Source organism: Streptomyces eurocidicus (assembly GCF_002891295.1).
Taxonomy (GTDB): Bacteria; Actinomycetota; Actinomycetes; order Streptomycetales; family Streptomycetaceae; genus Streptomyces; species Streptomyces eurocidicus.
The window spans coordinates 652,295-665,233 of sequence record NZ_LGUI01000002.1 but is presented as its reverse complement, the minus strand read 5'-3'; the positions used below and the strand labels follow the sequence as shown (position 1 = coordinate 665,233).

The following is a 12,939-nucleotide window of genomic DNA, read 5'->3' as shown; positions in this document are numbered from 1 at the left end:
GGTTCAGCTCACTTCCGCGAAGGCGGTGCAGTACTCGTCGACGGGGTCGCGCCGGGCGCCGGTGGCGGGGTCGGTGTAGGGCGCCATCATCTCGGCGAAGGTGGGGGGCCGGACGGCGTCCTCGGCCGGGCCCCCGAGGGCGGTGGTGGTGGCACCGGAGCCCACGAACCGCTTCTCGCACTCGATCGTGACCGACTGCGACCAGAAGCCGATGTGGATGCTGATCGTGATCCGGGCCCGGCCGAAGACGGTGTGGGTGCCGAAGTCCCAGGTCAGTTCGAGATAGAGCTCGATGGAGGCGGAGACGATGCCGAGGACGTCGACCTCGCCGCGGGCGCGGAAATAGCCGGTGAGCCGGGATTCGCCGGTGTCGATCTCCAGCCGGAAGTAGATGCCGGCCATCACCGACAGGCTGCCGGAGGCGACTCCGAAGTTCATCGACAGCGCGGCCCCGAACTCCAGCGCCGCCTCCAGGACGGCCACCCGCTTCGGTGTCACGGTGATGCCGAAGAAGCCGCCGCCGCCGAGCATGGAGACGGTCAGCCGGAAGGGGGCCTGGCGGGTGCAGAAGGAGAAGCGGACCTCCAGGGCCCTGCCGACGAACGGCAGGTCGAGGGAGGCGTCCAGGCGCAGGTTCTCCAGGCTGAACACGCCGATGGCGAGGTTGGGCAGCGGCAGTCCGTACGAGGCGACGATGCCGCCGGGGGTGACCTGGATGCCCGGCGGGTCGCTGAAGCCGTCGACGGGGATGAGTTTCCGCAGCGTCTCGACGAAGGTCAGCGGGCCGGTGAACCTGACGCCCCGGAACACCACCTCGATGTCGGGCTTCTTCCCGGCGCGGGCGGTGAAGCGGATGCGGGTGAACTCGAGCTCCATGGCCTCGAAGCCCGGTACGAGGGCGAGCTTGAACTCCTCCAGGGTGCAGGTGATGTCCGCGCCGGCGGCGAGGTCGGGGCGGAGCGAGCCACGGAGGTCCACGACGAGCGAGAAGCGGCCCTTGACCGGGTCGGGTACGAAGACGGGTGCGGTGCCCGGGCCCCAGGGCTGGATGCCGGGGTTCCACTCCAGCCGGGCGTTGACCGTCTCGGGGAGCTTGACGCCGTCCGCGGCCTTCTCGACGGCCCGGCGCAGGGACAGGACCTGCCCGGCGCCGGTGGTCCAGGTGGCGACCTGCTCCCGGACCCGGACGAGGAGGGCCCGGACGCCGGGGTCGGCGTCGGGCGGCAACGCGCCGAACAGCTCGGTGAGGGCCGCGGAGAAGGCGTCGAAGGCCGCGTCGACGTCGCGCATGGTGAGGGGCTCGGTGTGCCCGGCGAGGCGCTGGGCGAAGAAGTCGACGACGGTCTTGACCAGGGCCTGCGCGGTGTCCGCGACGCGCCGCGCGACCGCCGGATAGCGGTCGGCCTCGCGCTGGATCTGGTCGCGGACGCGGCGGAGGTCGGACAGGAATCCGGTGACGGCGCTGACGGTCTCGGTGAAGAACCGGGGGACCTTGAGTGCCTCGTCGAGTCTGGCGGTCTTGATCAGCTGGGCCAGGGGGACGATGCCGAGCAGGTTGGCGTCGAGGGCCCGGAAGAAGTCGTCCGGGTGGAAGTCCCCGTTCGCGATCTTCTCCAGGGCGTCGGCCCCCGCGCCGGAGACCGGCCCGGTCGTACGGGAGAGGCCGGCCACGTCGAAGCTGGGGGCCACGAGGCCGCCGGAGCGGTCGGAGTGGCCTTGGAAGTCCATCTTCAGGGGGTTCCGCGGGAGCAGTCCGAGGAAGACCTCGCCGGCGTTGCCGGGGCGGCCGGCCTCGGTGGCCTTCCTGAAGCCGGAGAGGGCGTAGCGCTTGGCGTAGGCGACGGCGACGGTGGTGTCGCCGCCGCCGAGCCGGCTGACGGCGGGCACGGTGGCGGTCGCCCAGTACAGCTGCGGGAGGAAGTGGGAGTCGCCCGGCCGGGCCGGGTCCTGCTGGGCCAGGCCGGGCGGCGCGGCCACCCGCCAGACCATGTGGGCGATGTCGAGGCTGGTGTCGTCGGGGCCGGCGCCGGGTGCGAGTGCCACGGACTGGCCGAGGAGGGCGGCGCTGGCCTCGGCGGGCGGGTCGGCGGGCGCGCCGGCCTCCGCCGTCGGCAGGCTGGACAGGCCGTTGTACCGCTGGACGACGTCGTGGAGGAGGTCCCCCGTGGCGCGGTTCTCGGTGAGGAAGAGCAGCGGGGTGCGGAACTCGACGACGCGGCGGGCGTGGTCGACGGCGGTGGCCTTGAACAGGAAGGGGCTCTCGGTCGCGGTGGCGGGGACGAAGTCGCAGTCCTCGGGGGTGGCCGGCCGGTTGCTGAGGTTCGGGGTGACGAGAGTGTCGAGGCGCACGGTGATGAAGGGGAACAGGACGTTCGTCAGGTCGCTGGTGGGGTCGCCCGGGTCGGCCGGGAGGGGGCGCCCCGGCTCGTACGTCCGTACGGGCTCGCGGACGACGATGAACAGCCGCTGGAGGAGGAAGGCGGCGCGCGGGTCGGTGAACTTCCGCTCGGTGACCAGGACGAGGTCGGCGCGGTGGCCGAAGGGGCACAGCCGGCCCGAGAACATCAGGCGTACGTAGTGGTCGCGGCCCATCGACGCCCGGTGCCGCCACTCGGAGAGGGTGGTGCCGGCGGGCCGGACGGGCCAGGTGCCCAGGCTGTCGAGCCAGCCTCCGACGGCCGACAGCATGAGGTTGTCGACCGTGACGGGCACCGGGACGTAGGGCTTTCCCTCGGGTGTGCGCAGGCCCTCGCCGGAGGTCAGGTCGACGAGGGCGGTGCGCTGGGCCGGGGAGATCGAGGCCGGGAAGGGCGGCGGCGGTCCGGGCTCGGGGTCCCGGTCGCGGTTCCAGACGGCGCGGGCCGTGCGGCCGTCGGTGCGGGTGTGCCAGAGCTCGACGCGTTCGCCCGGCGCGGGTTCGGGGATCTCGCCGCGGTGGTTCCAGCGGGCCTTCTGGGTGGGCGACAGGAAGAGGCGGTAGGGCAGCTCGATGCCGGTGCGGGGGTGTGCGGGGTCGGCGAGCGGGTCCTGCGGGCCCGCGGGGGCGGTGTCGGGGGTGTCCGGCCCGTCGGTCGTGAGCACGGCGCCGGCGGCCGCCGCGGCGGCGAGGGTGGTGTCCAGGCCGTAGCGGGCGGTGAGTTCGGCGGTGGTGCGCAGCAGGCGTACGAGCGCGAAGGCCCTGGCGGTGTCGTCGGCGCCGTCGGCCGGGCCGCCGTCCGGCCCGGGGAACCGGATGGAGGTGACGGCCGGGGCGTCCGGCTCGCGGGCGGCGTCGACGACGCGGAGCCGCAGCCGCCGCATGGCGTCGAGCAGGCCGGCCTCGCCGTAATCGATCGAGTCCTGCGGGCCGACCTCGAAGACGAGCACGCTCCGGCCGCTGATGAGCGACTCGACGGGCAGGTCCCGCGGCTCGGTGGGCCGCTCTTCGTCGAAGGCCCGCTCCAGGACGTGCTGCGGCCCGAAGGTGACGACGAGCAGCCCGTCGGCCTGCGGATTCGCGCGGACCAGCCGTCTGGGCCCCAGGCCGTCGGCGAACCGCAGCCCGGGGAACGTGAAGGTGAGGTCCAGCAGATCGGTGCTCCGCAGCAGGCGGATCGGTGTGGGTGTGGTCATTTCGCCCCCCGCGCGTGATGCGTCTTACGGTGCACGGGCCGTGGGCCGGCCGGTTGCCCGCGTCATTCATCTACCCCGTTCGGCCCACGGCCAGTTGGGCCGAACGGGTCATGTGCCGACCTGCGGGGCGGGGAAGTTCAGTCCGTCCGGGGGCACCTCCCAGCGGTAGCCGGGGGAGTTTGAGGACACCGCGCGGAGCGCGGAAGGGGGTCCGGGGGCTTGCCCCGCCACGCGGCGGAGCCGCACATCGGATGCAGCGGGAAGGGGCGAGGTGGGGAAAAGCCCCGCGCAGCGGAGACATGACATGGGCACGGGCCCGGCGGGGACGAGTCGCCGGAGGAGCGGGCCGCCGAACCGGCGGTGGCCGGAGTCGTCGCAAGAGGTGCGGGACCGCCCGAACGGGCACGAGCCCTCGTCACTCCCCGTCCGGCTCCGCGCCGTGCCACACGGTCGTGATGTTGCAGAACTCGCGGATCCCGTGCCCCGACAGCTCCCGCCCGTACCCCGAGCGCTTCACCCCGCCGAAGGGCAGCGCGGGGTGCGACGCCGTCATGCCGTTGAAGAAGACCCCGCCCGCCTCGATGTCCCGGGCGAAGCGCTCCTGCTCGGCCTCGTCCCGCGTCCAGACGTTCGAGCTGAGGCCGAAGGGGGTGTCGTTGGCCAGCTCCACGGCCTCGTCCAGGTCCCGCACCCGGTACAGCGTGGCGACCGGTCCGAACGCCTCCTCGTGGTGGATGCGCATCTCGGGGGTGACCCCGACGAGGACGGTCGGCTCGTAGAACCAGCCCCGGGGGAGCTCCTTGGGCCGGCGCCCGCCGCACAGGGCGGTCGCGCCCCGGCCCACGGCGTCGTCGACGAGCTCCTCCAGGTCGGCGCGGCCCTGTTCGCTGGCCAGCGGACCGACGTCGGTCGACTCGGCCATCGGGTCGCCGACGGTCAGCGCCGCCATCCCGGCCGCGAACCGCTCGGCGAAGGCGTCGTAGACGTCGGTGTGCACGATGAAGCGCTTGGCCGCGATGCAGGACTGGCCGTTGTTCTGCACCCGGGCGGTCACGGCGGTCCGCGCGGCCCGGTCGACGTCGGCGGAAGACAGCACCACGTACGGGTCGCTGCCGCCGAGCTCCAGGACAGTCTTCTTGATCTCGTCGGCGGCGACCGCGGCGACCGCGCGGCCGGCGGGTTCGCTGCCGGTGAGCGTGGCGGCGGCGACCCGCCGGTCACGCAGGATCCCCTCGACGGCCCGGGAGCCGACCAGCAGGGTCTGGAAGCACCCGGCGGGGAAGCCGGCGCGGCGGAAGAGGTCCTCCAGGAAGAGCGCGGTCTGCGGCACGTTGGAGGCGTGCTTGAGCAGCCCGACGTTGCCCGCCATGAGCGCGGGCGCGGCGAAGCGGACGACCTGCCAGAGCGGGAAGTTCCACGGCATGACGGCCAGGACCACGCCCAGCGGGCGGTAGCGCACCCGGGCGCGCGCGGCGCCGGAGTCCGTCACCTCGGCGGGGTCGGGGTGCTCGTCGGCGAGCAGTTCCTCGGCGTGCCCGGCGTACCAGCGCATGGCCTTCGCGCACTTGGCGGCCTCCGCGCGGGCGGCGGCGAGGGGTTTGCCCATCTCGGTGGTCATGAGCCGGGCGACGGTGTCCCGGTCGTGGTCGAGGAGGTCGGCGGCGAGCCCGAGGAGCCGGGCCCGTTCGGGGAAGCCGGTGGTGCGGTGGTGCCGGAACGCCGCGGCGGCGGTGGCCAGGCAGTACTCGATCTCCTCCGGTGCCAGCTCCTGGTAGGTCTTCAGCGTCTCACCGGTCGCCGGGTTCACCGTGGCGATGGGCATGGGTGTCCCTCCTCATGCTCGATGCCTCGACCTTGCAGCGGTCCGGCGGGCGGCGCAAGACGGGCCCGCGCCGGACCGGGGCCGCACCGGACCGGGGCCGCACCGGACCGGGGCCGCACCGGACCGGGGCACCCGCGCGCTCAGCGCGGCGGGCTCTCCGGCACGTCGTCCGGGGCGGCCGCCTGCCCGGGGAGCCGTGCCGTTCCGGGGGTCCCGGCGCCGTCGGCCCGCCGGCCGGCGGCGGTGGCACGGCCGGGCAGCGCGCGGGCCCGGTGCAGCCAGGCCACGGCCGCCGCCGAGACCAGGCCGAGGAACAGGCAGGTCAGCCAGGGCAGCCAGGGGCGCCGGGTACGGTCGCCGAGGTCCATGGCCCAGCCGACGACCGCATTGCCGAGGGCGGCCGTCGCCCCCGAGAACACGGAGAAGAGCCCGAAGTAGGTGCCGGTCAGCCGGGCGCGTCCGAAGCGCGGGACGAGCTCCATGACCGACGGGTAGGCGACCATGCCGCCGAAGTACAGCAGCAGCGCCCCTCCGGTCATCACCAGCAGACCGGCGAGGGCCGTGCCGTCCTCCGGTGGCGCCGCGTCGCAGACCAGCAGGGGCGGTACGAAGCCGAGGCCCATCAGGGCGATTCCGGCGGCCACCCAGCGGGCGCCGCCCCCGCGCCGTTCCAGGGTCCGGGTGATCCGGAACTGGAAGAGCAGGGTGGCCAGCGCCCCGGAGGCCAGGAGCACGCTCGCCGAACCGCCCCAGCCGGACGCCTTCCGGGCGCCTTGCGGAAGCAGGACGTAGAGCTGGTTCTCCAGGATGAACAGGCTGCCGGTGGCGGCGCAGAAGCACAGGAAGCGGCGGTTGCCGAGGCATTCGCGCCAGCCCCCGAGCACTCTCCCCCGGGCGCCGGGCGCCCCGCGCGGCGGGAGCGCGACGGCCTGGGCGACGGTCAGCGCGGTGAAGACGGCGGCCCCCGCCAGCGCCCAGAGCCGGAAGTCGGTCAGGAGCAGCAGGCCCCCGAGCAGCAGGCCGACCAGCGAGCCGCTGGTGGAGAAGACGTTGAGCAGTGCGAACACCTCGGCGGCGCGGTCGCCCGACTCATGGGCGACATGGGTGCGCACGGCCGGGTAGAACAGCGCGCCGGCGACACCGCAGAGCACGGAGGCGGTGAGCAGCAGGGCATGGCGGTCCCCGAAGGCGAGGAGGGCGAACGCCGCGGTCCGCAGGGCACAGCCGACGATGATCACCAGGCGGGCGCCGAAGCGGTCGGCCGCGGTGCCGCCGACGACGAACAGGCCCTGCTGGCTGAGGTTCCGCACGCTGAGGACCAGTCCGACCAGGGCCGCGGACAGGCCGAGGTCGTTCCCCAGATAGGACGCCAGAAAAGGGATCAGGAGATAGAAACCAATGTCCACTCCAAACTGATTGATGAATAGCAATCGCAATGCGAGAGGAGACTCGCGGACCGCCCGAAGAGTTCTCATGCGCGTCCCCGCAGTCGGCCCGTGCAGGGGCCAGGGCACTTCGGATTACGGCGCGCCCAGCCCGATTTCCGTGCAGATTCCGTCAATTACCCGGCAAGGAAGGGCTTGTGGGCGCCTATGTGGGCGAGCAGACGGTCATATGCTCTCGCGGTCCATCGTGGGCGCCCCCCGGCTGCGCTCGGCAGGATCTCGGCAGACACTTTAGCAAAGCGCAACACTTGCCGGATAGGGAGCGGAAGAGGGCATTTCCCTTGACTGCGGCTTGCCTCCGGCACATGCCGGACCGTCAACTCGGGTGTGGTCCGGGGGCGCGAACCGTCTCCTCGGCCGGCCGGACGCCGTGGGCGGCGGCAGCGCCGTTCCCTCGGACCGGTGAATCCGCAGGGTAAAACCATAGGCTGAATCCATTCTTCACATCGCCCGCGCCATGAACATCGCAAAAGCCCCTCCCATGGCAGGAGGACTTCGCGACGATGGCCGCATGAACGACCAGAACTTCCTGGAGCGCACCCGGCGGCTCGCGCTCTGCATGGCCGAGCTCCACACGAGCCTCGACCCGGAGTCGTACGCCCTCCTGCTGCGGATCCTCCAGGGGCTCAACGAGGCGATCGTGCACCGTGACACCGGTGTCGACCTTCCGTTCAGCGCGCGCGAGAAGGAGCTGTTCACACCCGAGTTCGGCCGGGTGCTGGAGAAGTTGGCGGGGTATCTCGGTCCGCACGGGATGCGGGTGGTTGTGGGCGGGGGGATCGGTGAGGCGGGGCCGTACGAGGGGGATGGGCGCGAACGGGACCGGCGTGAGGTGGATGCCATCGCGCGGGCGAGCGGTATGTGCCCGTAGGGTGCCGGTGGCTTTCCCCTACCCGCCCCTTCCCGAATGTCCTCAATCGCCGGACGGGCTGAAAATCAGCCCGTCCGGCGATTGAGGACACCGCGCGGAGCGCGGAAGGGGGTCTGGGGGCTTGCCCCCAGTTATGGGAAGGGGCGGGGTGGGGAAAAACCCCGCCCGCACCACCGGCACGCACCCGTACCCCGCCCGTCGTCGTTAACGCATCCGAACGCTCCGCATCTCGGTCCGACGACGGTCACCTGGGAGGCCACACACCCGTGCTCACACAGCCCACCACCGCTCTGGCGGTCAATCTCCTCGACGCCTCCTCCCTGCTGGCGGCCTTCGGCGCGCTGGGCATCGCCGTGGTGCTCTTCGCCGAGACCGGTCTGCTGATCGGCTTCTTCCTGCCCGGGGACTCGCTGCTGTTCACCGCCGGCCTGCTGTCGAGGGCGGGCGCGCACTCCGGGCCCCGGCTGGACCTGACCCAGGTCCTGGCCGCCGCGGCGGTGGGCGCGCTGGTCGGCGCGCAGTGCGGTTACGTCCTCGGGCGCCGCGGCGGCCGGGCCCTGCTCACCCGGTCGCGCAACCGCAGGCTGCACGAGGGCGCCGCGCGGGCCGAGGAACTCCTCGGGCGCTACGGTCACGCCCGCGCGATCGTGCTGGCGCGCTTCGTCCCGGTGGTCCGCACCGTTCTCAACCCCCTGGCGGGCGCCCTGGGCGTGCCGCCGCGCACCTTCGCGCTCTGGCAGACGGCCGGCGGTCTGGTCTGGACGGTCGGCCTGATCCTCGGGGGGTACGCCCTGGGCTCGGCGGTACCGAACGTCGACCGCTACCTCCTGCCGATCGTCGCCGCCATCGTGCTGCTCTCCCTGCTGCCGCTCGCGCTGGAGCTGCTGCGCGGCCGCCGCGCCGCGAAGACCCCGGCGAGCGGTCCGGAGGCCGACCCGGGCCAGGGCTAGCCGGCCCGCGCGGTGCTCGCCGCCGACCGGACGTACGACCGCGACGGCCCTTCGTACGGGGGCTCCCGGCGGGCGACGGGCAACGGCCCGGCCACCCGCCCGTACGCCGGGCGCGGCGGCACATGAGCTCCGGCCCGTCGCCGGCCTCGTGGTCCGGCCGGTGGCCAGGCCGTCCGCGCGCCGGAGCGGCCGCCCACGTACCTGAGGGCACGCCGAGTCCGGAGGGGCGGGCCGTACGCGCGGGGGCCGCCCGGCGGACCGGACCGGTGCCGCGGCCTCCGGTACACCGGGCCATTCCCATGATTTTTTCTGCTTCCGGGTCCGTTAGGCTGTTCGCCATGACGTCGCCGGAGCCGAACCGTGTCGCCTAAGCAGCAGCGCGGCGAGGCCACCGCCGACCGCCTCCTGACCACCGCGCTCCAGGTGTACGCCGCGTCGGGGCAGCAGGGGTTCACGGTGAACGCGGTCACCGCCGCCAGTGGCGTCAGCCTCGGCAGTCTCTACCACCACTTCGGCAGCTTCGACGGTCTCGCCGCCGCCCTGTACACCAGGTGTATGGAGGAGCTCTTCGAGGAGCTGACCTCCGCCCTGACCCGTACCCGTACCGCCCGCACCGGGGTCCGGGCGGTCGTGCGGGCGTATCTGCGCTTCACCGAGGAGCGGCCGGACGCCGCGCTGTTCCTCCACGCGTCGGCCTACTCGGGCTATCTGGCCGCCCACGCCGACCGGATCCGCGAGGCCAAGGCGACCGCGCTGGAGGGCCTCGTCGCGTGGATGCGGCCGCGGATCGAGGCCGGCGAGATCGCGCCGGCCCCCGAGCCGCTGATCGAGGCGCTGGTCATCGGCCCGGTCGCCGAGACCGCGCGCCGCTGGCTGTCCAGTACCTACGACGTCGATCTGGCCGAGGCCGCGCGGGTCCTCCCGGACCGGATCTGGCGGTCCCTGAGCCCGGAGTGAGCCGCCGGGCTCATTTCCCTCCCATGCCCTCGAACCAGGTCGGGCCGCCCTCCGTGGCCTGCTTGATACGGCTCACGGCGAAGTTCTCCATGGCCGGCAGGGCGTCCGCCTCGAACCAGCCCACCTCCAGGGACTCGTCGTCGTTGACGCGCGCCTCGCCGCCCACCGCGCGGCACAGGAAGCAGACGTCCATGAACTGGCAGACGTCGCCGTTGGGGTAGGTGACGCGCTCCAGCGCCTCGACGAGCAGGACCCGCTCAGGGACGCAGTGGACGGCGGTCTCCTCGTACACCTCGCGCACGATCGCCGTGGCGGGCTGTTCGCCCGGCTCGGGGATACCGCCGATGATCGACCACTCGCCGCTGTCCGAGCGGCGGCCGAGGAGGATCCGGTCCTGGTCGTCGAGGACGATGGCACTGACGCCGGGCATCCAGAGGAGCTGGTTGCCGATGGACTCGCGGATCTCACGGATGAAGTGCGGGGTGGGCATGTGCCGAGCCTAGCGGCCTCGGTGATCGCTTCCGGCCACGAGCCGGTGGCGGGCGGCGGTCAGGCGGCGGCCTGGCGGCCCGCCGCCAGGCGCAGCCCCCTGCGGATCACCTGAACGGCGGCTTCCGCGTCGTCCACGGTGACGGTGAAGGACCGGCCGTCGCCGAGCCGGAGCACGAAGCCCTCGCCGCGCCGCACCACCACGGCGGTGCCCTTCTCGGGACGCCAGCGGTAGCCCCAGCCTCCCCACTGGCGCGGGGTGACGCGCGGGGCGAAATCGGCGCCGACGACATGGGCGAGCGGGATACGGGTCCGCGGCACGCCGATGTGGCCGCAGCGGACCTCCAGCGCCTCGGTGTCGACCCGTACCGCCACATGGACGAACGCGAGGGTGCCGTAGAGCATCAGGAGCCCGGCCGCGACGCAGCCGACGACCGCCATGACGAGAGGGGCCAGACCTGAGGTCCACGCGCTGTCGACGGCCAGCTCGACGCCCAGCGCCAGGCAGGCGGCGCCGGCAACGGCCAGCAACCACTGGATCCGGTTGGTGGCCCGGCCGGTCCAGACCACGAGATCACCCACGCCGTCGGCCGGGGAAGGGGTACCGACCGTGTCCGGATTCTCGTCGCCCTCGTGGCCCCGCGGGCCCTTGGAGTGGTCCCTCATATGAGGCAGCCTACTCATCTTCCGCCCCCGTGGCAGGGGTGATGCGCGGCCCGGCTCGCACGGAACCGGATCGGGTGTCAGGAACGAGCCGCCGCGGCCTCGACGAGCGAACGGCCCTCGCGGTAGGCGAGCGCGGCCGGCTGCAGGGCCCCCTCGCGCCCGCTGAGCAGCACGGTCAGCCGTCCTGTCGGCGCGGCGTCGGGGTCGGGCGCGGTACCGGCGCGGCGCAGGGCCTGGGCGGCGACGGCCGGGGCCGAGCCGTGCAGGACGAGCTCGGGCGCGTCGGGGCCGAGCCTCGGCTGAACGGCCGCGCGGATGCGGTCGTCGACCAGTTCGTAGTGGGTGCACCCCAGGACGAGGGCGCGCGTGCCGGCCGGGGTGAGGGCGGCGGCCGCCGCCACGGCGGCGTCGATGGCGGCCGAGTCGGCGCGCTCCACGGCGTCGGCGAGGCCGGGGCAGGGCACCTCGGTCACCTCGACGCCGGCCGCGAAGTCGCGGATCAGGCCGCGCTGGTACGGGCTGCCGGTGGTCGCGGGGGTGGCCCAGATCGCCACCGGGCCGCCGGCGGCCGCGGCGGGCTTGATCGCCGGTACGGTCCCGATGACCGGCAGCTCCGGCTCCAGCTCGGCGCGTATGGCGGCCAGGGCGTGCACGGAGGCGGTGTTGCAGGCGACGATCAGGGCGTCGGGGCGGTGCGCGGCGGCGGCGCGGGCGCAGGCCAGCGCGTGCGCGGTGAGGTCCTCGGGGGTGCGGGGGCCCCAGGGCATGCTGGCGGGGTCGCCGGACAGGACGAGATCGGCGTCGGGGCGGAGCCGGTGGACGGTCGCCGCGGCAGCCAGGAGGCCGATACCGGAGTCGATGAGCGCGATCTTCACCCGGTCACTTTAATGGATGAGCGTCGATCACCCGCGCGAGCGTCCTCGTGTGCGGCAGACTGCGAGGGGTGAGCGTGCTGACGTGGATCACCTTCGCTTCACTGGCCGCGTGGCTGTGGCTGCTGCTGTGCCAGGGCTTCTTCTGGCGCACGGACGTGCGGCTGCCGGAGCGCACCGACCCGGAGCAATGGCCTCCGGTGGCGGTCGTGGTCCCTGCCCGTGACGAGGCCGGGGTGCTGCCGTCGAGCCTGCCCTCGCTCCTCGCGCAGGACTATCCGGGGCGGGCGGAGGTCTTCCTCGTCGACGACGGCAGCGTGGACGGGACCGGCGAGGTGGCCCGCGCCCTCGGCCGGGAGCACGGCGGGCTGGCACTGACCGTGGACTCCCCCGGCGAGCCGCCGCCCGGCTGGACGGGCAAGCTGTGGGCCGTGCGGCACGGCATGGCGCTCGCCCGCGCCCGTACGGACGCCGAGTACCTGCTGCTGACCGACGCGGACATCGCGCACGCCCCGGACAGCCTGCGGGAGCTGGTGGCGGCGGCCTCCTCGGGCGGTCTGGACCTGGTGTCGCAGATGGCCCGGCTGCGGGTGTCGACGGCCTGGGAGCGGCTGATCGTCCCGGCGTTCGTCTATTTCTTCGCCCAGCTCTATCCGTTCCGCCGGATCAACCGGCCCGGCGCGCGGACCACGGCGGCGGCCGGCGGGTGCGTACTGCTGCGGTGGGAGGCGGCGGAGCGGGCCGGGGTCCCGGACAGCGTCCGGCACGCGGTGATCGACGACGTCTCCACCGCCCGGGCGGTGCGGCGGGCGGGCGGCCGGATCTGGCTGGGCCTCGCCGACCGGGTGGACAGCGTCCGGCCGTATCCGCGCCTCGGCCAGCTGTGGCGGATGGTCTCGCGCAGCGCCTACACCCAGCTGCGGCACAACCCGTTCCTGCTGGCGGGCACCGTCGCCGGTCTGGCGGTGGTGTATCTGGTGCCGCCGGCGGCCGTGGTGGCCGGCGCGCTGACCGGCGACGGGACCCCGCTGGTCGCGGGGGCCGTGGCGTGGGCGGTGATGGCGGGCACGTACGTCCCGATGCTGCGTTATTACCGGCAGCCGCTCGCGCTGGCGCCGCTGCTGCCGCTCACGGCCCTGCTGTATCTGCTGATGACCGTGGACTCCGCGGTGCAGCACCACCGGGGCCGGGGCGCGGCCTGGAAGGGGCGGACGTACGCCCGCCCGGAGGCCGCGCCCTGACGGGGCCCGGTGCG

10 protein-coding genes are annotated in these 12,939 nt (G+C 73.6%); 4 read left to right on the top strand and 6 right to left on the bottom strand.

Features of this window, described 5'->3' with window-relative positions:
* Positions 1-3: 3 nt before the first annotated feature.
* From AF335_RS07810 to AF335_RS07800, 3 genes are all read right to left on the bottom strand, one after another.
* The gene (locus AF335_RS07810; protein WP_102917533.1) at positions 4-3,612 is read right to left on the bottom strand and encodes a hypothetical protein; all 3,609 of its coding nucleotides are present in this window, start codon (positions 3,610-3,612) and stop codon (positions 4-6) included.
* A gap of 415 nt (positions 3,613-4,027) precedes the next feature.
* Positions 4,028-5,434 carry an NADP-dependent succinic semialdehyde dehydrogenase gene (locus AF335_RS07805; RefSeq protein ID WP_102917532.1) on the bottom strand — a complete coding sequence of 469 codons (1,407 nt, stop codon included), beginning with the start codon at positions 5,432-5,434 and terminating at the stop codon, positions 4,028-4,030.
* A gap of 140 nt (positions 5,435-5,574) precedes the next feature.
* Positions 5,575-6,909 (bottom strand): MFS transporter, encoded by a 1,335-nt coding sequence (locus AF335_RS07800; protein ID WP_102917531.1) that lies wholly within the window; start codon positions 6,907-6,909, stop codon positions 5,575-5,577.
* Between the two features lie 481 nt (positions 6,910-7,390).
* On the opposite strand from AF335_RS07800, the gene AF335_RS07795 reads away from it, so the two are divergent.
* The 3 genes from AF335_RS07795 to AF335_RS07785 all read left to right on the top strand — a co-directional run bounded on the left by AF335_RS07795 (position 7,391) and on the right by AF335_RS07785 (position 9,657).
* Positions 7,391-7,750: a hypothetical protein gene (locus AF335_RS07795; RefSeq protein WP_102917530.1), complete on the top strand. Its 360-nt coding sequence runs from the start codon at positions 7,391-7,393 to the stop codon at positions 7,748-7,750.
* Positions 7,751-8,016: 266 nt separating this feature from the next.
* A complete protein-coding gene (locus tag AF335_RS07790) occupies positions 8,017-8,700 on the top strand; it encodes a DedA family protein (RefSeq protein WP_102917529.1) in 684 nt (227 codons plus the stop codon).
* A 360-nt stretch (positions 8,701-9,060) separates the two neighbouring features.
* Positions 9,061-9,657: a TetR/AcrR family transcriptional regulator gene (locus AF335_RS07785; RefSeq protein ID WP_102917528.1), complete on the top strand. Its 597-nt coding sequence runs from the start codon at positions 9,061-9,063 to the stop codon at positions 9,655-9,657.
* A 10-nt stretch (positions 9,658-9,667) separates the two neighbouring features.
* Here the strand turns inward: AF335_RS07785 and AF335_RS07780 are convergent, their stop codons facing one another.
* From AF335_RS07780 to AF335_RS07770, 3 genes are all read right to left on the bottom strand, one after another.
* Positions 9,668-10,147 carry an NUDIX hydrolase gene (locus tag AF335_RS07780; protein WP_102917527.1) on the bottom strand — a complete coding sequence of 160 codons (480 nt, stop codon included), beginning with the start codon at positions 10,145-10,147 and terminating at the stop codon, positions 9,668-9,670.
* Between the two features lie 59 nt (positions 10,148-10,206).
* The gene (locus AF335_RS07775) at positions 10,207-10,812 is read right to left on the bottom strand and encodes a hypothetical protein (protein ID WP_221505664.1); all 606 of its coding nucleotides are present in this window, start codon (positions 10,810-10,812) and stop codon (positions 10,207-10,209) included.
* A 77-nt stretch (positions 10,813-10,889) separates the two neighbouring features.
* A complete protein-coding gene (locus AF335_RS07770; protein ID WP_102917526.1) occupies positions 10,890-11,687 on the bottom strand; it encodes a glutamate racemase in 798 nt (265 codons plus the stop codon).
* Between the two features lie 68 nt (positions 11,688-11,755).
* Between AF335_RS07770 and AF335_RS07765 the strand changes: the two genes are divergently transcribed.
* Positions 11,756-12,925: a glycosyltransferase gene (locus AF335_RS07765; RefSeq protein ID WP_102917525.1), complete on the top strand. Its 1,170-nt coding sequence runs from the start codon at positions 11,756-11,758 to the stop codon at positions 12,923-12,925.
* Positions 12,926-12,939 lie beyond the last annotated feature (14 nt).